Here is a 23,987-nt window from a genome sequence, read left to right on the forward strand (position 1 = left end):
CGCCGATTGGGAGCGTAGACAACTACTATTAGGTTTTCGACCGTGGTCGAAATTGCGATGGAGAAACCACTGCTGGTCACGGACTTCCTGGACCGGGCGCGTCGGCACTACGGCGACCGGGAGGCGGTCGTCGCGACGACCGGGGAGCGGTACAGCTACGACGAACTGGGTGACCGTGCGGACCGGTTCGCCGCCGCCCTGCAGGACCGCGGGATCGAGAAGGGCGACCGCGTCGCCGTGCTCGACCCGAACACCCACTACCACCTCGAGGCGGCCTACGGGAGCTTCCAGACCGGCGCGATCCACACGCCGCTGAACTACCGGCTGACCCCGGACGACTTCGAGTACATCCTGACTGACGCCGAGGTCGACGCCGTCTACGCGGACTACGAGTACGCCGAGAAGATCGAGGGCGTCCGCGACGACGTGCCCACGACGACGTTCGTCACGAACGACGCCGACGGAGTAGACGGCGAGTGGGAGGATTTCGACGCAGTGGTCGCGGACGCGGGCGCGGACTACGACCGCCCGGAGATGAGCGAGGGCGACGACGTCACGATCAACTACACGTCGGGTACGACAGGCGACCCGAAGGGCGTGGTCCGGACCCACAGGACCGAGACGCTCCACGCCTACCTGATCGCGCTCCACCAGGAACTCCGGGACGACGACGTCTACCTCTGGACGCTCCCGATGTTTCACGTCAACGGCTGGGGCCACCTCTACGCCGTGACCGGGATGGGCGCGACCCACGTCTGCACCCGCGGGATCGACGCCGCGGAGATATTCGAGACCGTCGCCGCGGAGGACGTCTCGTACCTCTGTGGCGCGCCGACCGTGTTGAACCTGCTCTCCGAGTACTACGGGAGCGAGGACGGGGACCTGACGACGACCGGTGACGCTCCCGTCCGTATCGCCACCGCCGGGAGCGCCCCGCCGGAGGCGACCATCCGGACGGTCGAGGACGAGTTCGGCTGGTACCTCAAACACGTCTACGGCGCGACTGAGACCGGGCCGCTGATCACCACCTCCGACGCCCGGCGCCTGTTCGACGCGGACGACGACGCCCGGTTTTCGGTCAAGAAGCGACAGGGCCTGGGCTACCTCGGGACCGACGTCCGCGTCGTCGACGAGGACGGCGCGGACGTCCCCCGCGACGACGAGACCATCGGCGAAGTGGTCGTCCGCGGCAACCAGGTGATGGACCGCTACTGGAACAAGCCCGAGGCGACCGAGGAGGCCTTCACAGACCGGCGCGAGGGCTACTACCACACGGGCGACCTGGCGACCGTCGACGAGCACGGGATGTTGGCCATCCAGGACCGGAAGAAAGACATCATCATCTCGGGCGGGGAGAACATCTCCAGCATCGAACTGGAGGACACCCTCTACGAGCACGACGCGGTCAGCCAGGTCGCGGTCATCCCCGCGCCCAGCGAGGAGTGGGGCGAGACGCCGAAAGCCTTCGTCGTCCCGTCGAACGGCGACCCCGAGAACCCGCCGGTCTCGACCGAGGACCTGACGGCCTTCTGTGAGTCCCGGTTGGCCGGCTACAAGGTCGTCCACCGGTTCGAGTTCGTCGACGAGCTGCCCACGACGGCGACCGGAAAGATCCAGAAGTACGAGCTCAGGGAGGAGGAGTGGGAGGACGAAGAGGGGATGGTCGGGCAGGGATGACCCGCCACCGGCGTCGGTCTATCCGCCTTCAGGCGTCCGGATACCGATCCGAGACGACGGTCACGAGCCAGAGGAACACGCCGAGACCGACGGCGACGGTGAGCATGCCGTAGAGGGCGGTCCCGAGTGGCGTCGGGGGGAGCTGGATGACGCCGAACAGTTCGGGATCGAGGTCTTCCGGTCGCGCCGATCCCAGGATGAACCCCATCACGCCCGCGATGACGACGATCGCGGCGTAGATAAACAGGACGACGCGGTTCCCCGGGCGACCGTCGGCCGAGCGGGTCGCGGTGTCTGTCATCGGTCGCGGTTCGAGACGAAGGTAATTAGCCGTTTCAATTCCTACCCGTGACCGATGAGCGAAAAAGACCTCCTCTTCCTCGTCCTCGCCGGGATCGCACTGTTGATGTTCGTCACCGGGTTCGTGCTGGTCGTGAGCTGAGACGCCCCCGCCGAACCCCGTCGAATCGACGCAAAAACCGCCGCGCTGTGAGCTACTCTTCCTGGACGATGACGGCACCGTGCATGCCCGATCCCTGGTGCGGGAAGCAGTAGTACAGGTAGTTGCCCGGTTCGTCGAAGGTCTGCTCGAAGGTCTCGCTGCCGCTGTCGACCGCGTCGCCGCTGCGGAACTCCGCGTCGGACGCATCGGCCGATTCCACGTTGTGGGCACCGCCGTTGCCGGTCCACCGCCAGGTGATGGTCGTCCCCGGCGTCACGACTACCGCCGGCGGGTCGAACGCGAAGTTGGTGCTGCCGGCACCGACGGCGATATTGACGTTGTCGCTGCCGGTCTCGTCGACGGCCTCCCCCTCGTAGAGCCGCGCGTTGTTGTCCGAGAGGTAGGTGTCGACTTCGTCCGGGACGCTCACGCCACTCCCGCTGTCGCCATCGTCGCCACCGCCGTCGGTTCCGCCGTTATCGCCGTCGCCGTTGCCACCGCCCGAACAGCCGGCCACTGCGCCGGCGACTGTCACCGCTCCGATACCACGCACGAACGTCCGTCGCTCCATCTCTCTGGTCACCTCGTTTTTGGGTCGGGGATAGACCGGGATAAGCTACCGGACGCGTTCTCACGAGGTGGGAACGCTCCCTAGCCGTTTGTGAACGTGTTCCCTTCGTGCTGGTAGGCATGATCTCGGTCAGCAAACTCCTCTGTGATCTGGACGCGGAAGGCGACGGCCTGCGCTACGACGCCGCCGACGAGTCCGACCGCGAGCAGATCCGCGAGGCCAAACAGCGCCGGCCCGTCGTCGTCTGGAACACGACCAAACAGTGCAACCTCTACTGCGACCACTGCTACGCCGCCGCCGACACCGAGTGCGCCCCGGGGGAGCTCTCTACAGTCGAAGGCAAACGCTTGCTCGACGACCTCGCCGAGTACGGCGTCCCCGTCGTTCTCTTCTCCGGCGGCGAACCCCTCGTCCGCGACGACCTCGAGGAACTGGTCGCCTACGCGGCCGACCGGGGGATCCGACCAGTCCTCTCGACCAACGGGACGCTGATCACCGAGGAGCGCGCCCGCGACCTGCAATCCGCGGGCCTGCAGTACGCCGGCGTCTCGGTCGACGGCCTCCCCCAGCGCAACGACGCCTTCCGCGGGAAGGAGGGTGCCTTCGACGCCGCGCTCCGCGGCATCGAGGCCTGTCAGGCCGCCGGGCTCAAGACCGGGCTGCGCTACACCATCACGAAGCACAACGCCGACGACCTCGAGGACGTGGTCGCGCTGCTCCACGAGGCCGGCCTCGACCGGTTCTGCTTCTACCACCTCGACTACGGCGGCCGGGGGAACGAGATCCGCGACGTGGACCTCACCCCCGAAAAGCGCCGCGAGGCCGTCCGCACCGTCTGCGACATGACCCGGGAGTACCACGCTCGCGGCGACGAGATCGAGACGCTGCTCGTGGGGAACTACGCCGACGCCGGCTACCTCGTCGAGTACGCCAGCGAGCACCTGAGTGAGGCGGCCGCAGAGCGGATCTACCGCTACCTGGAGGTCAACGGCGGCGATCCGACCGGCGAACGCGTCGCGGACGTGGACTACCAGGGCAACGTCCACCTCACGCAGTTCTGGCAGGGCTACTCGCTGGGCAACGTCCGCGACCGCCCGTTCGGCGCCATCTGGGAGGACGAGTCCAATCCCCTCCTCGAACGCCTCCGGAACCGCGAGGATCACCTCACGGGGAAGTGTGCCGACTGCGCCTACCAGTCGATCTGTCGCGGCGGGTCGCGACTCCGCGCCCTGTCGGTCCACGACGATCCGTTCGCGCCCGATCCGCAGTGTTACCTCCGCGACGACGAGATCGGCGGCTCGAACCCGGTCTTCGACACCGGACCGGAGCCGGCCGACTGAGCGCTACGCGACGACGCGCTCCCTGATCGTCTCGGCCGCCGCCAGTCCGGTCCGGAGGGCGGCGTACGTCCGGCCAGCGCCGGCGACCCAGTCGCCCGCGACCGCCAGGTCGTGGTAGCGCGTGCGAGCGATCAGATCCGGGTCGGCGCCGTACTCCGGGACGGCCGCGGTGAACCGGGCGTGATCGATCCAGTCGGCGTTCAAAACGCGATCGTCGCCGAGCAGGTCGTGCGCGCCGGACCGGGCGACCTCGGCGATTTCATCACTGTGCGCGTCGGGGTGCGTCGCGGTCCACTGGGGATTCAACTGGACCACCAGCAGGCTCTCGCCGTCCGGAACGTGTCCGGGTTTGCACTCCTCGCGGGAGCACCAGCCCACGTCGTGGCCCCCTTCGCTGGCCACGAGGGCGTAGTACGGCTTCTCGATCCGCTCCGGGTAGTGACAGACGACGCTGTCGACGGGGCGGTGGGGGACGCCCTCCGCCGCGACCAGCAGGTCGTCTTTCAGCGGGTGGCCCCACTCGGCGTCGGCGAGCTGGCTCGCCGTCTCGCCCGCCGGGAGGGCCAGCACCAGGCCGTCGACGCGTTCTTCCCGCCCGCCTGTGGTCGCGAGCCGCCAGCCGTCGCCGCGGCGGTCGAGGTGCCCGACCCGGGTGTCCGTCGCCACGGTCGCGCCGCTCTCGCGGGCGAACGCCTCGACGATGCCCCGGACGCCTCGCCGGGTCGTGTACTTGGGCGCCTGGTCCGCCCGGCCCGCCGAGATCGTCCCGTCGGCGTCGAACACCCGCGTCTCGCCGTCGACGGTCACGAGGTCGTCGCCCGCGGCCGCGCGGAGAATCGTCGCGATCCGCGCCTCGTCGGCCTTCACGAAGTTGGCCCCGTAGTCGTAGGTGCAGCCGTCGCGTTCGCGCGTGACCATCCGGCCGCCGAGCCGGTCGCTCGCCTCGAACAGCGTCACTGCCACCGGGTCGTCCCGCAGCGCGAACGCGGCCGCGGCCCCCGCGATCCCCCCGCCGACGATGCCGACGCTTGCCATGCGAGGGGGTTGTGCGGCATCCCTGATAACTCCGGGTGCCGCTCGACGCCGACCGGGTGCCGTCAGTCCTCGAGCGCCTCGAGCAGGGTCAGCGCGAGCGCCTTGTCCAGCGGGTCGTTGGCGTTCCCGCAGTGAGGCGACTGGACGCAGGCCGGGCAGCCGTCGGCGCAGTCGCAGGAGGCGACCATCTTCCGGGTGGTCGACAGCAGCGACCCGACGTCGGCGTAGGCCCGCTCGGTCAGCCCGACGCCGCCCGGATAGCCGTCGTAGATGAAGATGGTCGATTTGCCGGTGTGTGGGTGCAAGGGCGTCGAGAGCCCGCCGACGTCCCGGCGGTCGCAGAGCAACTCGGCAGGCATCATCGCGATCATCGCGTGCTCGGCAGCGTGGATGCCGCCCCCGAACGCCTCGTCTTCGTCCGCGAGCGCGTCCCGGTCCGCCGCCTGTTCGCGCATCCGGCGCTCGACCGGTTCGGGGACGGTGTAGTAGAAGGCCCGGGTCGAAAGCGTCGTCTCGGGCAGGTCCAGCGCGAACTGGCCGACGGGTTCGCCGGTCTTGCCGTCGCGACGTTCGTAGCCCGTGATCTGCTTGCGCATCGTGACGTCGGCCAGCCGCAGCGTGCTGTCCTGGTGACCGGGCATCCGCGTCTCCGCGTGATCGCGCTCGACGGTGATCGTCTTGTCGTGGAGCACCTGCGTGTAGTAGTCCGCGTGCGTCTGTGAGAGTTCGGCGACGCCGAGGTCCAGATCCAGATCGACCACCTCGTAGCGCCGGCCCTGGTGGTGGTAGATCGCGCCCGGGTGGGCGTCACGTAGCGCGTCGCCGAAGGGGAGTTCCGCCACCGTCTCGCCGCTGGCGCGGTCCCTGAGCTGGACCTGCCGGTCGTCGACCGTCCGGAGATTCATCTCGTGCTGGGGGCTCCCGTCGCCGTCGTAGAGCCAGCGGATGCCGGCGTCGGTCTCCCGGCGAGAGAGTTCGCCGGATTCGGTGAGGGCGGCGACCACGTCGGGAAAGGGGTCGCCGAAGTGGTCGTCGTCCGTGGGTGTGAGCCAGGTCTCCCGCGCGGCCGAGAGGACGTGATCGGGCAGCAGCGTCCGGTTCTGGGGGTTGGAGATGGCTCGTTCCGGCTCGCCGTCGAAGAACTCGTCGGGGTTTCGCATGAAGTACTGGTCGAGCTGATCCTCGCCGCCGACCACGATCACGAGGCTCGGGTCCGTCCCGCGACCGGCTCGGCCGGCCTGCTGGAACGCGCCCATCCGGGTGCCCGGATAACCGTCCAGCAACACGGCGTCGAGTCCGCCGACGTCGACGCCGAGTTCGAGGGCCTTCGTGCTCCAGACCCCGCGGATCTCGCCCGACGAGAGCCCCTCCTCGACCGTCCGCCGGCGGTCGCCGGTCAGTGCGGCCTGGTAGGCCGTGACGCCCTCGGCGACGTCGTGTTCGCCCCGGCGGCGCAACTCGTCGGCGCTCTCGGTCGCGTAGCGTTCGGCGGTCTGGCGCGACCGCGTGAACGCCACGGTCTGGTAGCCCCTGGTCAGGAGGTCGACGAACAGCCGCTTCGTCTCGACGTGGCTCGACTTCCGCCGGCCGCTCCCCCAGCCGTCGCCGTCCTCGTACTCCGGCGGGTTCCAGAACAGCCAGTGGGTCGGTCCCGTCGCGCTCTGGTCTTCGGTGATCGCCGCGTAGTTCGTTTCCGGGCGTCCGGTGACCGTCGCCGCGTGCTCGACGGGATTGCCGATCGTCGCCGAACAGCAGACGTACTGCGGATCGGCGTCGAACCGCTCGCAGACGCGGTTCAGCCGGCGGAGAACGAGGCCGACCTGGCTCCCGAACACGCCGCGGTACTCGTGGACCTCGTCGACGACGACGGTCTCGAGACGCTCGAAGAACCAGTCCCAGAGCCGGTGCCCGTGGGGGAGGATCCCGTAGTGGAGCATGTCCGGCGTCGTCAGTAGAACCGTGGGCTGGCGCTCGCGGATCTCGGCCTTCTCGGATTTGGACTGCCGGCCGGTGTACTGGGCGACCGTGACGCGGCTGCCGAAGCCCAGTCCGTGGGCGAGGTCCTGCAGCGTCTCGGTCTGGTCGTTGATGAGCGCGACCTGCGGCGCGATATAGAGGGTACAGCCAGTGTGGTCCAGCGCGCGCTCGAACGCGGGGACGGTATAGGCGAGGCTCTTGCCGCTGGCGGTGTCGGTAGCGAGGACCACGTCGTCACCGTCGCGGACGCGCTCGACGGCCGTCGCCTGGTGGTCGTACAGCCGCTCGATCCCCCGTTTTTCGAGTGCCGACGCCAGCCGATCGGAGAGGTCGAGGTCCGCGAACGTCGCCGCTCGGCCGGGAACCGTCTCGTGGTGAGTGACCTGTCCCTCGTAGTACGGGCGGTCCCGGAGCCAACTGATCGTCTCGTCCACGCCGGGAGTACTGGTGCGACGGTGCTAACGCTTTCGTCGAACGCGTTCCGAGGACTCAGTCGTCCTGCGAGTCGATGCGCTCGAGCTTCCCGCTGCCGGAGTTTTCCGGGGCGCCCACCTTGTCCCGGTTGATCGCCAGGTGGATCGCGAACAGGATCGGCGAGAGCACGCCCAGCACGAGTGCGACGCCCATCGCGAGCAGGCCGTCGGTCAGGACCAGTTGGCCGCCGCCGTGTTCGCCGCCCTCACCGCCCCCGCCGCCACCGGTCGCCGCGTCGCCGACGACGACGACGCCGCGCATGCCGGGGTCGTGCGGTTCGCAGTAGTACTTCACGACGCCCTCTTCCTCGAAGGTCTGCTCGAACGTGGTCCCCTGCTCGCTGACGGTGTCGCCGCTGCGGAACGCGCCGTCCTGTTCGACCACGTTGTGTGCGCCGCCGCTCCCGCTCCACTCCCAGGTGATCGTGGTTCCGGGATCGACCTGTACCGCCGCCGGACCGAACGAGACGCCGTTGCCCGCGCCGACGGTGATCGTCACCGAGTCCTGCCCGGTCTCGTCGACGACCTCGCCGTCGTAGTTCATCGCGTTGCTCATCCATCCGTCGAAGTCGGATCCCTCCTGTGCCGTCGCCGTCCCGCTCGCGCCGACCGCGACGCCGGCGGCCGCCGTCCCCGCCGCCGCCGTCCGCAGAAAGCCGCGTCGACTGGTCGCCGACCCGTCCGAAGCGTTCGAGTCCATCTCCATACGCGTCGGTTTTTCGGCATCCTGTATAAGCCCGCCTATACGGTCCGGGGTTTGGGAACGGTTTCCACAGATCGTCGAGCGGTCCGGGACGCGCCGGCTCATCGCACGACGGTGACCGGACAGGGGGCCCGGCGGAGCACCGTCTCGGCGACGCTCCCGAGAAGCATCCGGGAGACGCCCGATCGGCCGTGACTCCCCATGACGACGTGGTCGACGGTCTCGGTCTCGGCGAACTCGACGATGCTTCGCGCCGGCCGGCCGACCGCCGTCTCCGTCCGGAGCGTCACGCCGTACTCGTCGGCGGTCTCCTGGGCGTCGGCGAACAGTTCCTCGGCCTGCTCCTCCTGGGTCTCGTACCAGTCCTCCCAGTAGCCCGGGAGGGAGGCCTCCATCGGCGCGCCGTAGCCGGCATCGACGAAGTCGAAGACGTGCAGGAGCGTGATCTCGGCCTCCTCGGCGTACTCTTCGAGCGCGAAGGTGAGCGCTCGCTCTGACAGCGGCGACGCGTCCGTCGGGACCAGCACGTGGTCGGTCATGGTCGACCCTAGCGGCCCGGTGGGATTAATACCCGCCGGGATTCTCACACGTCGAGAGCCCGGCGCGCCGCGGGGAGAACGCACCACTAAAGCCCGTCCGGTCGCAATGCCCGGGCAATGGAGAGACGCCAGTACCTCCGGACCGCGGTGGGCGGTGCGGCCGGCACGCTCGCGCTCGCGGGCTGTCTGGGCTCGGGCGACGAGAACCCGAACGTGAAACTGTCGAAGCCCGACCTGCAGACCGATCCGGAGGACTACCCCTTCCCCGCCTGGGGCCAGCAGATCCCGTCCGTGACGGTCCCAGACGCCCTGGGCGGCGGGACGGTGACGACGACCGACTACGAGAAACCGCTCGCGCTGACCTTCGTCTTCAGCAACTGCCAGACGGCGTGTCCGATCCTGACCCGGGCGCTCGTCGCGGCCCAGCGCGAGGCGGCCGACGGCGGGTGGAGCGACGCCGTCGAGTTCGCCGAGATCACCTTCGATCCGGCCCGGGACACGCCCGAACGGCTGGCCGAGTACGCCGACGAACGCAGCGTCGACCTCGACGCCGGTAACTGGACCTTCCTCCGCCCCGAGTCCGAAGCCCGGGCGAAGACGGTGGTCCAGGACGAGTTCGGCGTGTTCTACGAGAAAATCCCGCCGGGAGAAATGTCGGGCGGGGACTCGACCGCGACGCCGGACGGTTCCGGGACGGCGACTGCCACGGAAACGGCGTCGGAGACCACCGAGGCGTCCGGCACCGAAACCGACGGGACCGTGGACGAAGATTCTGCGGGGTACATGTTCAGACACCTCTCCCTGATCCTGCTCGTGAACGGCGACGGCTACGTCGAGCGGACGTGGCGCGGCAGCGGTGGGATCGAGGCGGCAGCCGCGGAACTCCCGGACGCGATGGATCGGCTCAGAACGGCCTGAAACGCGGATTCCCGGCCCTTATCTGGCGTACAGCGAGTAGACGATGACGCCGAAGCCGAGCGCCATCAGGCCGGTCTCGGCGATGATGGCGTACTCGCGTTGCAGCGACAGCCCGAGGTCGAACACGCCGGCGATCAGGCCCCCGAGGGTCACGATCGCGAAGCCGAGCGCGAGCAGGCCGAGCGGTCGCGCGCCGGTCCGCCGGTAGGCCTTGTACGAGAAGAACGTGATCATCGCACCCAGCAGCAGCGTCACCGTCTTGAGCGCGGCGATCACCGTCGGCAGGTGGATGAGGGGATAGTTTTCGATCACGTTTCCTTGCGCACCTCCGACCATAGGTCCCGCAGTCGTTCGTCCGCGGTCCGCGGCACGCGGCTGATGCCGACCTCGAAGGTTCGGTTCTCGGCCAGCTGGACGACGACCTCCTCGAAGTCCACCTCGTACCGGCTGGCGTGTTGCCCGTCGGGACGGATCTCCATCCCCTCGCGGAGCAGCGACGCCTCGGTCAGCAGATCGAGTTTCCGGTAGGTGGTCGAGAGCGGCACGTCGCACGCCTCCGAGATCTGTTCGGCTGTCATGGGTTCGTCGAGGTTCCGGACGATGACTCGACACTTCGGGTCGTCGAGGGCGTCGAGCACCTCCTGGAGATCGGGTTGGTCCTCGTCCGCAAACGGGTCTCGGACCATGTACCACACCTCTCGACGCGGCACGCTTATAATCGCTCCGACACGCGAACGCTCGCAGCGGCGACGCACCCGGGTTCTCCCACCGATTCGGGTAACATGTTCGCGTATCGGATCGGTCCGAGGCCAGCGTCGGCGACCCCCCGTGCTCGGAGGCCGGTGCGTTCCGCCCGCGCGGGCCGCTCCGGACCGGTTCGCTTTTGACAGGGCCGCGCAAACGCCCTGTCGTGCTCGCCGCCGAGTTGCACTGTCACTCGTCTGCGTCCCACGACGGCCGAGACCCCGTCGAACTGCTCCTGGGACAGGCCGAGGCCGTCGGGCTGGACGCGCTGGCCGTCACCGATCACGACGAGATCGAGGCCAGCCTCGACGCCGTCGAGAAGGCCGAGGAGTACGGGCTCGTCGGCATCCCCGGCATGGAGGTCTCGACGGCCGCCGGCCACGTCCTCGCGCTGGGCGTCCGGGAGGCGATTCCGCCCGGCCTGTCCTTCGGCGAGACGCTCGATCGGATCCGCTCGCTCGGCGGCATCGCCGTCGTCCCGCATCCCTTTCAGGAGTCCCGCAGCGGCGTCCTCGCGAACATCTCCCAGGAGACGCTGACCGCTGCCGACGCCATCGAGGTGTACAACTCCCGGCTGCTCACCGGACGGGCGAACCGCCAGGCCGAACGCTACGCCCGACGTAACGGGCTGCCGATGACCGCCGGCAGCGACGCCCACATCAGCGAGATGGTCGGCCAGGCCGTCACCCGGATCGACGCCGCCGATCGGAGCGTCGAGGCCATCCTCGACGCGGTCCGCGAGGGTCGGACCGCGGTCGAGGGCAAGCGAACGCCCTGGCGGATCAGCTTCCGCCAGGCAGCCGGCGGCGTCAAGCGCCGCGTCCAGCGCCGACTCGACGAACTCCGATGATCGACGGGGTCGACCGGGCCAGCGTCCGCGCGGCCCGCGAGTCCGGCGACCCACTCCCCGGCACTGGGGGCTTCGCGGGCCAACTCACGGACCCCGGTTCGGGGCGATCCGCCCTCGTCCGCGACGTCCTCGGCCGGTATCCCTGTTTCTCCGAATCCGACGACCCCGGCGCGTGGAGTTTCGACCCGACCGACCTGTCCGATCCCGAACCGGTTCCGGCGGGCCACGTCCGCACCGCCGACGGTGACGAGCGCGTCTGGACGCTGCCCGATCCGCCGGCGGCGACCGACGACGCCGCCGCCGTCGACGCGGTTCGGGACGCCATCGCCGAGCGGACCGCAGCCGTCGACGCCGAGGGCCTCGCTGTCGCCTTCTCTGGCGGCGTCGACTCGGCGATCCTCGCGGCCCGGCTGGACGCGCCGCTGTACGTGGTCGGCTTCCCGGACAGCCAGGACGTCGCGGCCGCCCGTTCGGCCGCCGCCCTGCTGGACCGCGACCTGACCGTCGTGGAGTTGACCCACGACGATCTGGAACGGGCCGTCCCGGAGATCGTCCGCGCGACCGGCCGGACCAACGCCATGGACGTCCAGATCGCGCTCCCGCTCTATCTCGTCGCCCAGGCCGTCGCCGCCGACGGGTACGACCGGCTGGCCGTCGGTCAGGGGGCCGACGAACTGTTCGGCGGCTACGCGAAGGTGGCGAAGGCACCCGACGATCCCCGCCTCGACGCCGAGACGGTCCGCGGCGCTCGCCGCGAGGTCGTAGCGACGCTGCCCGACCAGCTGGAACGCGACGTCCTCGCACTGCGCGCGGCGGGCGTCGAACCCGTCGCGCCGCTCTTGCACGATCGGGTGGTGGAGTCGGCGCTGCCGCTGCCCGGACACATGCTGGTGGCCGAACCCGGACAGGGCGAGTCACGAGGCGAGAGCGAACGGAAGGTCGCACTCCGCCGGGCCGCGAGCGCGTGGCTCCCCGACGAGATCGCGAGGCGGGACAAGAAAGCGGTCCAGTACGGGAGTCTGGTCGCCCGCGAACTCGACCGACTGGCCCGGCAGGCCGGGTTCAAGCGGCGGATGGACGACCACGTCACGAAGTACGTCGCATCGCTGGTCGAGTGACGGTGCTCGGCCGGGCGAAAATCGGTGCAGCGACGCGAAAGAGCTACTGCGGGGTGGTGTCCTCGGCTTCCAGCAGCTCGTGGTAACGGTTTCGGATAGTGACCTCGGAGATGTTCGCGACCTCGGAGACCGCCGACTGGGTCACCTTCTCGTTGGCCAGCAGCGAGGCGGCGTAGACGGCCGCCGCGGCGAGTCCCACCGGCGACTTGCCGGAGTGGACGCCCTGCTCTTTCGCCGAGCTCAGCAGTTCCCGGGCCCGGCGTTCGACCTCCTCGGAGAGGTCGAGATCCGAGGCGAAGCGGGGAACGTAGCTCTCGGGGTCGGCGGGCTGGATCTCCAGGCTGAGTTCGCGCACGACGTAGCGGTACGTGCGTGCGATCTCGTCTTTGTCGACCCGGGAGACGGCCTCGATCTCGTCGAGGCTCCGCGGGGTGCCCGCCTGCCGCGCCGCGGCGTACAGCGAGGACGTGGCCACGCCCTCGATGGAGCGGCCGGGGAGGAGGTCCTCGTCGAGCGCGCGGCGGTAGATGACGCTGGCCGTCTCGCGAACGCTCTCGGGCAGGCCGAGCGCGGAGGCCATCCGATCGATCTCACCGAGGGCCTGCTTGAGGTTGCGCTCCTTCGAATCACGCGTCCGGAATCGCTCGTTCCAGGTTCGCAGTCGCTGCATCTTCTCGCGCTGGCGCGAGGACAGGGAATTGCCGTAGGCGTCCTTGTCCTGCCAGCCGATGTTGGTCGAGAGGCCCTTGTCGTGCATCATGTTCGTCGTGGGCGCGCCGACCCGCGACTTCTCGTCTTTCTCCGCGGCGTCGAAGGCGCGCCACTCCGGGCCGGGGTCGACCTCGTCCTCTGAGACCACGAGCCCGCAGTCCTCACAGACCGTCTCGCCCCGTTCGGAATCGCTCACCAGCGACCCGCCACACTCCGGACAGACCACCGGCTCTTCGCGCTCCGATTCGGCCTCCTCGTTCTCGTCCGTCGGGCGTTCGTGCGACCGCTCGCGCTCGCCCGTGTACTCTCTGATGGTGGAATCGGTCATTGGTTGGATCGGCGGGCGCGGACGCCCGGAAAACTCTCTAATCCATAATTATGTTGCGGCCCCGCCGACTTAAAGCTTCCGGCTGCCTGAGAGTTTCTACCGCCTGATTTCGGCGGATTATGCTTGCCGCCTGCGAGCGCGATGGTGGCGCCATCGACGGCGTCGGACCGTGGAAAAGCGCGCGTATCGAAACCCTTACCGCCGGTCCGGGCATCGCCGCGAACATGAGCGATTCGGCCGTCGAACCCGAGGACGTCCGCCACGTCGCCTCGCTGGCCCGCGTCGACCTCGACGACGAGGAGGTCGACCGGTTCGTCGAGCAGTTCGCGGACATCCTCGACTACTTCGAGACGCTGGACGAGGTCCCCGAGGTCGACTCCGAGACGGACCTCGCGAACGTGATGCGGGCGGACGAGGTCCGCGACTCGCTGACCCAGGACGAGGCCCTGCGCAACGCCCCCGACAGCGAGGACGGCTTCTTCAAGGGGCCGAAGGTCTCCTGATGGCGCACAACGCCTACATCACCGACGAGCGCATCGAGGGGAGCGACGACGGCCCACTCGACGGGCGGACCGTCGCCGTCAAGGACAACATCTCCACCGCTGGCGTCCGGACCACCTGCGGGTCGGACTTGCTCTCCGACTACGTGCCGCCCTACGACGCGACGGTCGTCGACCGCCTGACCGCCGCCGGGGCGACGATCAGCGGCAAGACCAACATGGACGAGTTCGGGATGGGGACGACGACCGAGACCTCGGCGTTCGGCCCGACCGAGAACCCCGCCGCACCGGGGCACGTCCCCGGCGGCTCCTCCGGCGGCTCCGCGGCAGCGGTCGCGGCCGGCGAAGCCGACCTCGCACTGGGGACCGACACTGGGGGCTCCGTCCGCTGTCCCGCCGCGTTCTGCGGCGTCGTCGGCATCAAGCCCACCTACGGGCTGGTCTCCCGGTACGGCCTGATCGCCTACGCCAACTCGCTCGAACAGATCGGCCCGATCGCCCCGTCCGTCGAGGAAGCCGCCGAGTTGCTGGAAGTGATCGCCGGCCCGGACGACCACGACGCGACGACCCGCGATCCCGCGGTGGAGGGCGCCGACACCGACTACGCGGGTGCCGCGGACGGCGACGTGGAGGGTATGGAGATCGGGATTCCGACGGAACTGGTCGACGGCGCCGACGACGAGGTAGTCGAGACGTTCTGGGACGCCATCGACGAACTGGAGGCGCAGGGAGCCAGCTACCACGAGGTGGACCTGCCCTCCGTCGAGCACGCCGTCGAGGCCTACTACGTCATCGCGATGTCCGAGGCGTCCTCGAACCTGGCGCGGTTCGACGGCGTCCGCTACGGTCCCGAACCGGAGTACGAGGGCAACTGGAACGAGGAGTTCGCCGGCGTCCGCGAGGAGGGCTTCGGCGAGGAGGTCAAACGCCGAATCTTGCTGGGTACCTACGCCCTCTCCGCCGGGTACCACGACAAGTACTACAAGAAGGCCCAGGACGCCCGCGCGTGGGTGAAACAGGACTTCGACGACGCGCTCACCGAGGCGGACGTGCTGGCCTCGCCGACGATGCCCGTCCCGCCGATGGAGATGGGCGAGAGCCTGGACGATCCGCTGACGATGTACCTGGCCGACGCCAACACGACCCCGGTCAACCTGGCGAACCTGCCCGCCATCTCCGTCCCCGCGGGCGAGACCGACGACGGACTCCCCGTGGGACTGCAGTTCGTCGGGCCCGCGTTCGGGGAAGTCGATATTATCCGCGCCGGCAGCGCGCTGGCGTAACCGCAGGCGGAAGCGTCCGCCGGACGTCTACGCGAGCGTAGTCTTCGCACTTCCGCACTCCGGACACCGCCGAAACGCGTACGTCCCGAACTCGTCTGCCCCCGGCGCGGAGAATCGGGTCCCGCAGTCGTGGCAGTGATATCTCGGCATGCGCCTTCGAGTGGGGATTCCACACCGAGGGCCTTCGCTGTTCGTCCCGGTCCGAACGGTCGGTGGTTCCGCTCCCGACCGTCGACGACTGGCGGACCGGGAGGTGCCACGGTCAGGTTTATCGGCGTGCGAATCGATACCAGAGGGCATGGGGAGGGACCCGTCAGCCCCGAGCGCCGAGGATCGCGACCGGAACGCGGGGATCCGGAACGAGCTCCGGACGATCGCCTTTCGGCTCCGCGAGATGCAACGGTTACAGAGCATCCGACTCGAACAGGAGAACGTCCGGCTGGCGGCCGAGGGCCTCGAACCCGTCACCGACGCGGACTTCTTCAAGCGGACGGCGCGCCCGCGCGAGATCGAACCCGAGGCGATCACGAGGGCCGTCGAGACCCTCGGGGAGGCGTCCGTCGACGAGTACCTTTGGGTCACGCTGCTCGACGGCTCGCGGATCGAGGGCCACGCCGGGCCCATCGATTACGAGCCCGACGAACGGCTCCACGTCGAGTTGACGCCGACCCACGAGACGCGAATCCGGTACGAACTCCGGAGCTCCCGGGACGAGGACCGCTGGCGCCCGATCATCGTCCGGAAGTTCGAGCGGGGTGCCGAGGACTGGACCGAGCTCGCACAGGTCGCGGAAGTCCGCCTCGACGACGAGTCGTAGTCGCCGCCCGGACCCGGTCACTGCCAGCGGTCGAGCCTGTCCATGACGGGGCTCGCGCTGACGCCGTGCAGGAGGATCGACGCGAGGACGACGAACCCGACGAACGCCCAGAGCTCCTCGGCCGCGACGATGAGTTCGATCTCCCGGAACGAGGACTCCGCCAGGGCGTGCGAGAGGTAGTAAAAGGAACCGATGCCGCGGATCCCGAAGAATCCGATCACGGCCCGCTCGGGCCACGACGCCGAGGTGCCGACGAAGCTGAGGACGCCCGTCACCGGGCGGACGACGAGCAGCAGTGCCAGTCCGACGAGCGCCTCGATCGGGGTCAGCGGCCACAGGAGGCCGCCGGCGATCGTCCCCCCGAATAGCACGAGGACCGTCGCCATCGTGATCCGTTCGACGACGACCGCGAAGTCGTGCAGCTCCAGGTAGTAGTCGTGTTCCCACTCGAAGCGCCGCAGCGTGAGCGCGGCGACGAAGACGGCGATGAAGCCGTACCCGCCGAGGACCTCGGTCACGCCGTAGGCGATCAGCGTCGCGGCGAGCGCTTCGACCCCCGCCATCACCTCCTCCTCACCGCCGATGATGTCGACGACGCCCCCGGTTGCGGGCAACCGGAACAGAACGCGGGCGACGAGTTCCCCGATCAGATACCCGAGGACGGTGCCGACCCCGATCTTGAAGAGGACATCGACGAGCACCCACTCAGCCAGCCAGGCCCGGGACGCACCCGCCGCGAGCGACGCTCCGGCGGCGGCGATCGCGAGGTTCGTGAGCGGAAAGGCGAGGCCGTCGTTGAAGCCGGCCTCCGAGGTGAGCGCGAAGCGAACCGACCCCCACTCGTAGCGGGGGTCCTGTTCCTCTTCGAGTTCCGTCAGGGGCGCCCCGGCTTCGACCCCGGAGGCGAGCACCGGGTCGGTCGGCGCGACGACGGCCCCGAGCAGGATCGCGGTCGCGGGGAGCAGACCGAGGAACTGCCACGCGAGCAGCGCCATGAGTCCCGCGGTGAGCGGCAGGGCGATCCCGAGCAGGCGCCAGGTGGCGGCCCACGTCCGGGTCGAGAACGGCCGGTCGATCTTCAGCCCGGCGCCCATCAGCGAGATTATCACGACGAACTCGGTGAGTCGTTCGACCAGGGCGGAGTTCTGGATCGGATCGAGCACGGGCGTCCCGGGAACGACGGCGAACAGGAGATAGCCAACACCGACGTAGATGATCGGGAATGAGAGCGGCCGATGTTCGAGCAGTCGCGGCAAGACCACGGTCCCAAGGAGTGCGATCCCGACGATGATCAGTCCGGTCTCGTAGGCTCCCATCCGCCTCCCTCTCGGCGTTTGGTGACCGAAAGCGACGGGTTTGCACCTGCCGGCTCCGTTCGGCCCCCGTCTGACTCCGGCCGGAGAGATGCCGATCCCCCGCCCCGGTCATGCGACGATCGGCGAGTCTCCGTCGGCCATCGTCTGGGCGCTCGTCGGGCCGACAGCGAGTTTCGCGGCCGCTCAGAGGACCAGGCGGTAGGGACACACCGGGCAGTAAAGCAGCCCGTGATCGAACAGCAGGTAGCTCCGGTCGCACCGCGGACACGGGTTGCCCATCGAAACCTTGGCCGACTTCGGCGCGATGGCGTTCACCGTGGTTTTCAGGAGGCGGAGCTCTCGTTCCGCGTCGTCGATGCGGTCCTGGACTCGATCGAGATCGGCCTCCAGCTGCCGAACCCGCTCCGGCTCTGTTGTACGAGACGTCATGGTCTTCCGACCCCGAGTTTTCTCCCGGTGCAGAAAACGGATCCGTCCCGTTACGTCCCCCACGGTGTCAGGTTGCGTTCGCCCGGGCGGCGGGCACGGATTCAGTCCGCGGGGACCGGAGGTCGGCCGAGCGCGCGACCGTAAGGCGCGATCACTCGGCGGGCGGGCGCTCTCGTCCGTCCGCGGCCGCCGTCGCGTCCTGCCGATCGAGGTACGTCACCGCGCCCGAGAAGTTCATCCGGAGTTCGCCGTACTCCAGGTCGTCGCTCCAGCCGCCGGGCACGTCGTTTTGCTCCAGCAGGAACTTGAAGGCCGCGCGGTCGTCCTCGTGTCGGCGTCGGGCCTGGGCGACCCGCGCCACCCACGCCTTCAGCACGTCGGCGTAGGCGTCGAGCGCGCCGTCTGCCTGGCGCGGGCCGAAGTGGCTGTACAGCAGCGTCTCGGCGCCGATCTCGCGGAGCAGGTCGACGTCCGCCAGACACTGGTCCAGATCGAACGTCGGCGGCGGCGTCGCCACCCGGGCGGCGTCGAGCGGGTCGTAGAAACAGCCCAGCACGTCGGCGGTGAACACCGCGTCGTTGGCGGGGTCGTGGAGCACCGTCTGGTGGGTCGCGTGTCCGGGCGCGTGGTGGACCGCCAAGCGGTGGTCGCCCAGATCGACCGCGTCGCCGTCGGTCACCGTCCGGATCCGGTCTTCGGGCACCGGATCCGGCTCGGCGTAGAACTGCCACCCGCTCTCGCCGACCACCTGCTTCGTCCCGGCGACGAGCGTCGACGGATCGGCCAGGTGCGGTGCGCCCCGGTCGTGGACGACCACCTCGGCGTTCGGGCACGCTTCGGCGAGGGTTCCGGCCCCGCCGGCGTGATCGAGGTGGACGTGGGTGAGCGCGATCACCTCGATCTCCTCGCGACCGATCCCCAGGTCGTCGATCGCCGAGAGGACGCGATCGGTGTGCTTGCCGATCCCGGTTTCGACGATAGCCGGCCGCTCGGCGTCCAGCACGTACACCGAGGTGTGACCCGGGACCTCGTACACCCCTGGGTCGACGTAGTACAGATCGGTACAACCCCCCGTCTCCACTCGGCTCGTGTCACCAATCCCCATGCCGTCCAGTAAATTCGCCCTGCATATTCAATGTAATGAAGGCAGCAACCGCTGAACCGGGGCGAAACCGGCGTTTAAGTTACTCTATTGTCAGGTCACTCGTCCCGGGACTGACGCTCGAACGACAGCTGTCCGGCCTCGGCCAGCATGGCCAGTCCGAGCAACGTCCCGATGAACGAGAGCGCCCACCGGCCGGTGAACCCGTCCGTGGAGCCCGACCGTCCGGCGTAGTAGTAGCGGTCGCCGTCCCGAACGAGATAGCCCATCTCGATCCTGCGAAGGGACGTGGCGGACCCCTGACGGACCGCCTCGGCCAGTGGTTCGGGGGCGGATTCCACGTCGAGGCTTACGTTCGCCGCGACAGCTTCGGCGGTGACGGGATCGTACGAGATGGTCGTCGACTCGTCGTCCCGCTCGACGTGGCGCCGGTAGAACCCGTCGTCGAAGTGGACGTACTTCGACGGCGGTGACTGGTGGTACTGGATGGAGTCGACCGTGACGTCGCCTGGTGCGACGCGTTCTTCGAGGTAACAGTGCCAGGGTTCGGACCAGTAGTCGCAGTCGACGCCGCTGACGCCGCTGAGCAGGAATACGCGGGACCGGTCCTCGAAATGGAAGTCGTTCTCCGTCAGTTTCACGTCGTAGGCCTGGTACTCGTACCGACTCTCGCCGAGATCGTAAGCCTGCACGAGGAAGGGGTTCAGGACCAGCAGAAGACCGACGGCCAGGTAGAAGCCGATGCGCGTCCGTTCGGAGGGGGACCACCCGCGGGCGACCATCGGGTCACGGTCGTCCCCGCTAACTCTTAAGCGTTGACAGTTACTCCTCGTAAGCGAGGTTCATGACCCACTGGGAGAAGGCGTCGGAGTGCGGGTCGACCTCCTCGTCGCCGATGAAGGGCGAGAGCATGTCGCCGGCCATCAGGAGCGAGAAGTCGAGGTCTCGCGGCGCGGGCGTGAGGTGGTAGGTGTTGTGTCCCTCGTAGACGGTCTCCTCGCGCTGGATGAGGCCCTTGTCGAAGAGGGACTCGACGATGCGACTGCCCTTCCGCGAGGAGACGTCGAGGTCCTTCCAGAACTCGCTCTGGTGGATGCCGCCGGTCTCCCTGACGAGTTCCAGGCCGCTCCGCTCGTCCTCGGTGAGCTCCGTCTCGGGCGTAACCATACCCGTTTCTGGGACGGTCTGGGGTTTAAAGTTGGCTTTCGACGCGACGATACTCGGTCTCGCAGGGCGGGCCGTCCGCGAACCGGTGGCGGCTCCCCTCGGGACCGATCGTCACCAGCGACGACGACCGGGTGCCGAAGTGGTCCTCGTGGACGCAGACGCCGTACTCGTGGTCCGAGATGACGTCTGCCGCCCGCTCCATCCACTCGCCGGCTCGCTCGCCGGGTTCGGGCTGGAGGGCGGTCCGGACCGCCCCGGCGTTCTCCGCCTGCTGCCGGCCGGCCTCGGCCCGCTCCTCGGGGATCCGGACGTCGCCGTCGGCGCCGACGTTGACGACGACGTGGACGCCGGGCTGGAAGTTCCGGACCGCGAACTGGCCGTCCCACTCCAGGTACACCGCCGCGTTCGCGTCCGCGACGACGAGGTTGAACCCGTCGAACTCGTGGTCCCGGACTTCGCTCTCGACGAATCGGGCGGCGTCTTCTGCGCTCTCCTGCCGGAGGACGTCCCGGACGAGCAGGCCGCGAGAGCGGTCGCCAGCCAGGTCAGCGTCGGTCCAGCGATTGGTGATCCCCGCGAAGAGGCCGTGTTCGTTGTGCCCGATCCAGGTTCCGCCGGCCTCGGCGTCCAGCGGCGCGACGACGGCCGGTTCGTCGTCGATTAGCTGCGGGGGTTCGGAGGGCCGGTCGACCTGCTCGTCGCGGTTGGCCGCGACGGCGACGGGCGTGTCGGCGAACACCTGCCAGGCGAGAACGAGCGTGCACACGCGAGGGCGTAGGCCCCCCAGGCGGTTAAATCGTCGGTGGCGAGGGTCAGTCGGTCGTCGACGCGCCCTCGAACCGGCTGGCCGGCAGGAGGAGTTCGTTGACGCCGGGGAGGTACTTGACGTTGAAGACGACCTGCGTGTCCGCCGTGACGGGGGCGCTGATGCATGAGAGGCGGATGCCGCGGTCGACCATCTCCTGGGGGAGGACGTGGCTGGTCGGCGGCGGGACCTCGCCGTCGAGGACCGCGACCGCGCAGTTGGTGCAGGCCCCGCCGCGGCAGGCGAACGGCCAGGCGTGGCCGTCGTCCTCGGCCGCCTCGAGCAGCGACTGGTTGGACTCGACGCGCAACTCGCCGAAGGCCTCCTCGTCGAGGCCGGCCCGGGCGGCCTTCTCGAAGAGGTCGTCGTCGGTCAGTTCCCAGCCGTGATCGGTCAGGACCTCGTAGTCGAGGTACTCGACGCGGTTGCCCGCCGGTTCTGGGTCGGGCTCCTCGCGTCCGTCGTCCGTCGGACCGCCGTTTTCGGAACCCAGTTCGCGACCCTCGCCGTCGGGCTCCCACCCGTTCTTGATCCGTTCGTAGGCCCGTTTGACGCGCCGGAACTCGCCGGCGGAGCCGCCGTGGTCGGGGTGTGCCTCTTTCACCCGCTGCCGGTAGGCGTCGCGGACGGCCGCGTCGTCCGCGTCCGGCTCGAGACCGAGCACGTCGTATGGGGAAGCCACGTCCGGTCTAGCCGTCGCGCGTATAAATCCCCTCGTCCCACCACAACATCTGCTGGATGGGGGCTGGGCACACGACACACGGGGCGCCGACCGGCCGTCCGGCTGTCGGGCGCTGGTGACCTGATCGCCGATCCCGAACGAGGTGCCCGAAAAGCGGGAACGCGACGTTCAGAGCGGCCAGAACTCGTCGTCGCGGGCCTGGAACCGCTCGCGGGTGTCGTCGGGGAGACTGTAGCGGTTACCCTCCCGTTCGACCTCGCCGGTGCGGGCCAGATGGTCGAGGTGGGCGCCGGCCTCGCCCGGGCCGTGGAGGACGTGGATGTTCTCGAGGTCGCCGAACAGTTCGGCGCTGACCTCCCAGGCGGTCGACGGGCCGAGGTCGTCCAGCGCGCGGAGGACCCTGTAGGCTCGTTCCCCGTGGTGGTGGGAGATCTCCTCAGCGCGGGCCGTCGGGTCGTCGATGGGGTCGCGGTGGCCGGGCCAGGCGCGGTCGAAGTCGGCGTCGGCGATGCGGTCGAGCGTGTCGAGGTAGCGCTCCAGCGGCCGGTCGACCCGGACGTCCGCCCCGCCGACGTTGGGGGTGTAGACCGGCAGGATCGCGTCGCCGGTGAGTACCTCGTTCCGGTCGGTCATGACGAAGGTGGAGAGGCCGGCCGTGTGGCCGGGCGCGTGCAGCACTTCGAGCGTCGTCTCGCCCACGTCGAACCGATCGCCGTCGGCGAACTCGGTGACCTCAGCTCCGGCCTCGTGGTGGTCGACGCCTGCCGTCATGTACTCGAGCAGCGTCTCGCGTCGGTCTTCCGGCATGCCCCAGTCCTCGAAGGCCGCGCGCTGCTTTTGCCTGAGATCGTCCCTCGCGTCGTCGTCGCCCGCGACCAGGGCCGCGTCGTCGGGGTGGGCGTAGACCGTCGCGCCGCTCTCCTCCTGGATCCCGGCGGCGAGACCGGCGTGGTCGGCGTGGTAGTGGGTGAGAAAGATCGCGTCGAGATCGGCGAATTCGACGCCGTGGTCCGCGAGGCCGTCGGCCAGTTCCTCGCGGGTGTCGGTGGTCGCGATCCCCGTGTCGACGAGGACCGTCTCCGCGCCGGTGAACAGGTAGGCGTCGTTCTCGCCCTCGAAGTACGTGTTTCCGAGCGTGATCCGGTGCATGGAGTCCCCGTTCAGGCCCGAGTGCCTTAAATCGGCCCCGGACGGAAATCCGCGGCTGGGCGCCGCCGCTCTACGACGAGGGCCGCGCGCGCACCGTCGATGCACCGGCCGAGACGGGTTAACGTAGTTTCCGATACCCGGAACTTATTTTTCCAATGGTAGCGAAGGCCCGCCCATGTCGTTCCGGCTGACGGCCGAACAACGGGCCGTCCGGGATGCGGTCCGCGAGTTCGGCGAGAGCGAAATCCGGCCCATCGCGCGCGAGTACGAGGCCGCCGAGCGCTACCCACAGGACCTCCTGGCGGCGGCCGCGGAGCTGGACTTGGTCGCCCCCGGCGTCCCCGAGGCGTACGGCGGGGCCGGGATGGACGCCGTGAGCGAACTCCTCGTCACGGAGGAACTGTGGCGCGCCGACCCCGGCGTCGGCGGCTCGATCGCGGCCGCCCGCTTCGGCACGGAGATGCTGCTCGAGTACGGCGACGAGTGGATGAAAGAGGAGTGGCTCCCGAAGATCACGGCGGGGGAGACGCCGATCTGTACCGGCATCTCCGAGCCAGCCCACGGATCGAACGTGGCCGGGATGGAAACCCGCGCCGAACGCGACGGCGACGAGTGGGTCGTGAACGGCCAGAAGATGTGGATCACGAACGGCACCGTCGCCGACGTGGCGATCATCATGGCCCGAACAGGAGAAGCGGGCCACGGCGGCATCTCCGCGCTGCTGACGCCGACGGACGTCGAGGGCTACGACGCCACGCGGATCGACGGCAAACTGGGCATCCGCGCGCAGGACACCGCCGAGATCGTGCTGGACGACCTGCGGATCCCCGAGGCGAACGTCGTCGGCGAGGTCGACGAGGGCTTCTACCAGTTGATGGAGTTCTTCGCGCCCGCCCGCGCAGACGTGGCCGCCCAGGCCACCGGCGTCGCGCAGGCGGCGCTAGACGCCGCGCTCGACTACGCCGGCGAACGCGAACAGTTCGGCCAGCCGATCGGCGAGTTCCAGGCCATCCAGCACAAGCTCGCCGAGATGGCGACGGACGTCGAGGCCGCGCGCTCTTTGGCCTACCGGGCCGGCGCGGCCATCGAGTCGGGCGATTCCGCGCTGGCGACGAAGCTCGCCAGCATGGCGAAACTGTTCGCCTCCGAGCACGCCGTCGACGTGACCGACGAGGCGCTCCAGGTCCACGGGGGCGCTGGCTACGTCACCGACCACCCCGTCGAGCGCTACTACCGCGACGCGCGGGTCACGAAGATCTACGACGGGACCAGCGAGATCCAGAAGTCGATCATCGCCGATCACCTCTAACC

26 protein-coding genes are annotated in these 23,987 nt (G+C 69.1%); 9 read left to right on the forward strand and 17 right to left on the reverse strand.

The window, feature by feature from the left end; translation table 11 throughout:
* The first annotated feature begins 57 nt into the window (after positions 1 to 57).
* Positions 58 to 1,677, forward strand: a complete 1,620-nt coding sequence (locus tag U5918_RS02735) for a long-chain-fatty-acid--CoA ligase (protein ID WP_335999297.1) — start codon at positions 58 to 60, stop codon at positions 1,675 to 1,677.
* A gap of 28 nt (positions 1,678 to 1,705) precedes the next feature.
* On the opposite strand, the gene U5918_RS02740 is transcribed toward U5918_RS02735, so the two are convergent.
* On the reverse strand, positions 1,706 to 1,978 hold the full coding sequence (locus U5918_RS02740; RefSeq protein WP_335999299.1) for a DUF7520 family protein: 273 nt from the start codon (positions 1,976 to 1,978) through the stop codon (positions 1,706 to 1,708).
* A gap of 193 nt (positions 1,979 to 2,171) precedes the next feature.
* A complete protein-coding gene (locus tag U5918_RS02745; protein WP_335999300.1) occupies positions 2,172 to 2,654 on the reverse strand; it encodes a halocyanin domain-containing protein in 483 nt (160 codons plus the stop codon).
* A 155-nt stretch (positions 2,655 to 2,809) separates the two neighbouring features.
* Here U5918_RS02745 and U5918_RS02750 point away from each other — a divergent pair, with 155 nt between their 5' ends.
* The gene (locus tag U5918_RS02750; protein ID WP_336003275.1) at positions 2,810 to 4,030 is read left to right on the forward strand and encodes a TIGR04347 family pseudo-SAM/SPASM protein; all 1,221 of its coding nucleotides are present in this window, start codon (positions 2,810 to 2,812) and stop codon (positions 4,028 to 4,030) included.
* A gap of 3 nt (positions 4,031 to 4,033) precedes the next feature.
* Here the strand turns inward: U5918_RS02750 and U5918_RS02755 are convergent, their stop codons facing one another.
* The 4 genes from U5918_RS02755 to U5918_RS02770 form a co-directional block, all read right to left on the reverse strand.
* A complete protein-coding gene (locus U5918_RS02755; RefSeq protein WP_335999302.1) occupies positions 4,034 to 5,065 on the reverse strand; it encodes an NAD(P)/FAD-dependent oxidoreductase in 1,032 nt (343 codons plus the stop codon).
* A 62-nt stretch (positions 5,066 to 5,127) separates the two neighbouring features.
* Complete coding sequence (locus U5918_RS02760) at positions 5,128 to 7,476, reverse strand: DEAD/DEAH box helicase (protein WP_335999303.1); 2,349 nt, start codon at positions 7,474 to 7,476, stop codon at positions 5,128 to 5,130.
* Positions 7,477 to 7,531: 55 nt separating this feature from the next.
* A complete protein-coding gene (locus U5918_RS02765; RefSeq protein ID WP_335999304.1) occupies positions 7,532 to 8,221 on the reverse strand; it encodes a halocyanin domain-containing protein in 690 nt (229 codons plus the stop codon).
* Between the two features lie 98 nt (positions 8,222 to 8,319).
* Positions 8,320 to 8,757: a universal stress protein gene (locus tag U5918_RS02770; RefSeq protein ID WP_335999305.1), complete on the reverse strand. Its 438-nt coding sequence runs from the start codon at positions 8,755 to 8,757 to the stop codon at positions 8,320 to 8,322.
* A gap of 117 nt (positions 8,758 to 8,874) precedes the next feature.
* On the opposite strand from U5918_RS02770, the gene U5918_RS02775 reads away from it, so the two are divergent.
* Positions 8,875 to 9,675, forward strand: a complete 801-nt coding sequence (locus U5918_RS02775; RefSeq protein ID WP_335999306.1) for an SCO family protein — start codon at positions 8,875 to 8,877, stop codon at positions 9,673 to 9,675.
* A gap of 18 nt (positions 9,676 to 9,693) precedes the next feature.
* On the opposite strand, the gene U5918_RS02780 is transcribed toward U5918_RS02775, so the two are convergent.
* Both U5918_RS02780 and U5918_RS02785 read right to left on the reverse strand, forming a co-directional pair.
* Complete coding sequence (locus U5918_RS02780; RefSeq protein ID WP_335999308.1) at positions 9,694 to 9,987, reverse strand: DUF7521 family protein; 294 nt, start codon at positions 9,985 to 9,987, stop codon at positions 9,694 to 9,696.
* Positions 9,984 to 10,361, reverse strand: a complete 378-nt coding sequence (locus tag U5918_RS02785; protein WP_335999309.1) for a helix-turn-helix domain-containing protein — start codon at positions 10,359 to 10,361, stop codon at positions 9,984 to 9,986. The genes U5918_RS02780 and U5918_RS02785 overlap by 4 nt, the downstream gene beginning before the upstream one ends.
* Positions 10,362 to 10,585: 224 nt before the next feature.
* Here U5918_RS02785 and U5918_RS02790 point away from each other — a divergent pair, with 224 nt between their 5' ends.
* Both U5918_RS02790 and U5918_RS02795 read left to right on the forward strand, forming a co-directional pair.
* Complete coding sequence (locus U5918_RS02790) at positions 10,586 to 11,269, forward strand: PHP domain-containing protein (protein ID WP_335999310.1); 684 nt, start codon at positions 10,586 to 10,588, stop codon at positions 11,267 to 11,269.
* Positions 11,269 to 12,387 (forward strand): asparagine synthase C-terminal domain-containing protein, encoded by a 1,119-nt coding sequence (locus tag U5918_RS02795; protein ID WP_418771358.1) that lies wholly within the window; start codon positions 11,269 to 11,271, stop codon positions 12,385 to 12,387. Before U5918_RS02790 ends, U5918_RS02795 begins: the two co-directional genes overlap by 1 nt.
* Before the next feature lie 43 nt (positions 12,388 to 12,430).
* Here U5918_RS02795 and U5918_RS02800 read toward each other — a convergent pair whose 3' ends face one another.
* Positions 12,431 to 13,426 (reverse strand): transcription initiation factor IIB, encoded by a 996-nt coding sequence (locus U5918_RS02800; RefSeq protein WP_335999313.1) that lies wholly within the window; start codon positions 13,424 to 13,426, stop codon positions 12,431 to 12,433.
* A 224-nt stretch (positions 13,427 to 13,650) separates the two neighbouring features.
* Here U5918_RS02800 and gatC point away from each other — a divergent pair, with 224 nt between their 5' ends.
* The 3 genes from gatC (at position 13,651) to U5918_RS02815 (ending at position 16,026) form a co-directional block, all read left to right on the forward strand.
* Positions 13,651 to 13,929, forward strand: coding sequence for an Asp-tRNA(Asn)/Glu-tRNA(Gln) amidotransferase subunit GatC (gene gatC / locus U5918_RS02805; RefSeq protein WP_336003277.1), 279 nt, complete (start codon positions 13,651 to 13,653; stop codon positions 13,927 to 13,929).
* On the forward strand, positions 13,929 to 15,209 hold the full coding sequence (gene gatA, locus U5918_RS02810; protein ID WP_418771145.1) for an Asp-tRNA(Asn)/Glu-tRNA(Gln) amidotransferase subunit GatA: 1,281 nt from the start codon (positions 13,929 to 13,931) through the stop codon (positions 15,207 to 15,209). The genes gatC and gatA overlap by 1 nt, the downstream gene beginning before the upstream one ends.
* Before the next feature lie 298 nt (positions 15,210 to 15,507).
* On the forward strand, positions 15,508 to 16,026 hold the full coding sequence (locus U5918_RS02815; protein ID WP_335999315.1) for a hypothetical protein: 519 nt from the start codon (positions 15,508 to 15,510) through the stop codon (positions 16,024 to 16,026).
* Positions 16,027 to 16,043: 17 nt separating this feature from the next.
* On the opposite strand, the gene U5918_RS02820 is transcribed toward U5918_RS02815, so the two are convergent.
* From U5918_RS02820 to U5918_RS02855, 8 genes are all read right to left on the reverse strand, one after another.
* Complete coding sequence (locus U5918_RS02820; RefSeq protein WP_335999317.1) at positions 16,044 to 17,342, reverse strand: cation:proton antiporter; 1,299 nt, start codon at positions 17,340 to 17,342, stop codon at positions 16,044 to 16,046.
* A 183-nt stretch (positions 17,343 to 17,525) separates the two neighbouring features.
* On the reverse strand, positions 17,526 to 17,771 hold the full coding sequence (locus U5918_RS02825) for a hypothetical protein (RefSeq protein ID WP_335999319.1): 246 nt from the start codon (positions 17,769 to 17,771) through the stop codon (positions 17,526 to 17,528).
* A gap of 151 nt (positions 17,772 to 17,922) precedes the next feature.
* Positions 17,923 to 18,876 (reverse strand): MBL fold metallo-hydrolase, encoded by a 954-nt coding sequence (locus tag U5918_RS02830; protein WP_335999320.1) that lies wholly within the window; start codon positions 18,874 to 18,876, stop codon positions 17,923 to 17,925.
* A gap of 95 nt (positions 18,877 to 18,971) precedes the next feature.
* Positions 18,972 to 19,655: a DUF8127 domain-containing protein gene (locus tag U5918_RS02835; protein WP_335999321.1), complete on the reverse strand. Its 684-nt coding sequence runs from the start codon at positions 19,653 to 19,655 to the stop codon at positions 18,972 to 18,974.
* Between the two features lie 40 nt (positions 19,656 to 19,695).
* Positions 19,696 to 20,040: a helix-turn-helix transcriptional regulator gene (locus tag U5918_RS02840; protein ID WP_335999322.1), complete on the reverse strand. Its 345-nt coding sequence runs from the start codon at positions 20,038 to 20,040 to the stop codon at positions 19,696 to 19,698.
* A 25-nt stretch (positions 20,041 to 20,065) separates the two neighbouring features.
* Positions 20,066 to 20,806: an NRDE family protein gene (locus U5918_RS02845; RefSeq protein WP_335999324.1), complete on the reverse strand. Its 741-nt coding sequence runs from the start codon at positions 20,804 to 20,806 to the stop codon at positions 20,066 to 20,068.
* Between the two features lie 46 nt (positions 20,807 to 20,852).
* Complete coding sequence (fer, locus tag U5918_RS02850; RefSeq protein ID WP_335999325.1) at positions 20,853 to 21,527, reverse strand: ferredoxin Fer; 675 nt, start codon at positions 21,525 to 21,527, stop codon at positions 20,853 to 20,855.
* Between the two features lie 168 nt (positions 21,528 to 21,695).
* Positions 21,696 to 22,676, reverse strand: a complete 981-nt coding sequence (locus U5918_RS02855) for an MBL fold metallo-hydrolase (protein ID WP_335999326.1) — start codon at positions 22,674 to 22,676, stop codon at positions 21,696 to 21,698.
* 175 nt (positions 22,677 to 22,851) lie between these two features.
* Here U5918_RS02855 and U5918_RS02860 point away from each other — a divergent pair, with 175 nt between their 5' ends.
* The gene (locus tag U5918_RS02860; protein ID WP_335999327.1) at positions 22,852 to 23,985 is read left to right on the forward strand and encodes an acyl-CoA dehydrogenase family protein; all 1,134 of its coding nucleotides are present in this window, start codon (positions 22,852 to 22,854) and stop codon (positions 23,983 to 23,985) included.
* Positions 23,986 to 23,987: the final 2 nt, after the last annotated feature.

The organism is Halorientalis sp. LT38, assembly GCF_037031225.1.
GTDB lineage: Archaea > Halobacteriota > Halobacteria > Halobacteriales > Haloarculaceae > Halorientalis > Halorientalis halophila.

Excerpts from the sequence above, each read along its gene's own strand:
- U5918_RS02735 (WP_335999297.1), top strand. The coding sequence starts at position 58 with ATGGAGAAACCACTGCTGGTCACGGACTTCCTGGACCGGGCGCGTCGG.
- U5918_RS02740 (WP_335999299.1), bottom strand. The coding sequence starts at position 1,978 with ATGACAGACACCGCGACCCGCTCGGCCGACGGTCGCCCGGGGAACCGC.
- U5918_RS02750 (WP_336003275.1), top strand. The coding sequence starts at position 2,810 with ATGATCTCGGTCAGCAAACTCCTCTGTGATCTGGACGCGGAAGGCGAC.
- U5918_RS02755 (WP_335999302.1), bottom strand. The coding sequence starts at position 5,065 with ATGGCAAGCGTCGGCATCGTCGGCGGGGGGATCGCGGGGGCCGCGGCC.
- U5918_RS02765 (WP_335999304.1), bottom strand. The coding sequence starts at position 8,221 with ATGGAGATGGACTCGAACGCTTCGGACGGGTCGGCGACCAGTCGACGC.
- U5918_RS02770 (WP_335999305.1), bottom strand. The coding sequence starts at position 8,757 with ATGACCGACCACGTGCTGGTCCCGACGGACGCGTCGCCGCTGTCAGAG.
- U5918_RS02775 (WP_335999306.1), top strand. The coding sequence starts at position 8,875 with ATGGAGAGACGCCAGTACCTCCGGACCGCGGTGGGCGGTGCGGCCGGC.
- U5918_RS02785 (WP_335999309.1), bottom strand. The coding sequence starts at position 10,361 with ATGGTCCGAGACCCGTTTGCGGACGAGGACCAACCCGATCTCCAGGAG.
- U5918_RS02800 (WP_335999313.1), bottom strand. The coding sequence starts at position 13,426 with ATGACCGATTCCACCATCAGAGAGTACACGGGCGAGCGCGAGCGGTCG.
- gatC (WP_336003277.1), top strand. The coding sequence starts at position 13,651 with ATGAGCGATTCGGCCGTCGAACCCGAGGACGTCCGCCACGTCGCCTCG.
- gatA (WP_418771145.1), top strand. The coding sequence starts at position 13,929 with ATGGCGCACAACGCCTACATCACCGACGAGCGCATCGAGGGGAGCGAC.
- U5918_RS02815 (WP_335999315.1), top strand. The coding sequence starts at position 15,508 with ATGGGGAGGGACCCGTCAGCCCCGAGCGCCGAGGATCGCGACCGGAAC.
- U5918_RS02820 (WP_335999317.1), bottom strand. The coding sequence starts at position 17,342 with ATGGGAGCCTACGAGACCGGACTGATCATCGTCGGGATCGCACTCCTT.
- U5918_RS02825 (WP_335999319.1), bottom strand. The coding sequence starts at position 17,771 with ATGACGTCTCGTACAACAGAGCCGGAGCGGGTTCGGCAGCTGGAGGCC.
- U5918_RS02830 (WP_335999320.1), bottom strand. The coding sequence starts at position 18,876 with ATGGGGATTGGTGACACGAGCCGAGTGGAGACGGGGGGTTGTACCGAT.
- U5918_RS02835 (WP_335999321.1), bottom strand. The coding sequence starts at position 19,655 with ATGGTCGCCCGCGGGTGGTCCCCCTCCGAACGGACGCGCATCGGCTTC.
- U5918_RS02840 (WP_335999322.1), bottom strand. The coding sequence starts at position 20,040 with ATGGTTACGCCCGAGACGGAGCTCACCGAGGACGAGCGGAGCGGCCTG.
- U5918_RS02855 (WP_335999326.1), bottom strand. The coding sequence starts at position 22,676 with ATGCACCGGATCACGCTCGGAAACACGTACTTCGAGGGCGAGAACGAC.
- U5918_RS02860 (WP_335999327.1), top strand. The coding sequence starts at position 22,852 with ATGTCGTTCCGGCTGACGGCCGAACAACGGGCCGTCCGGGATGCGGTC.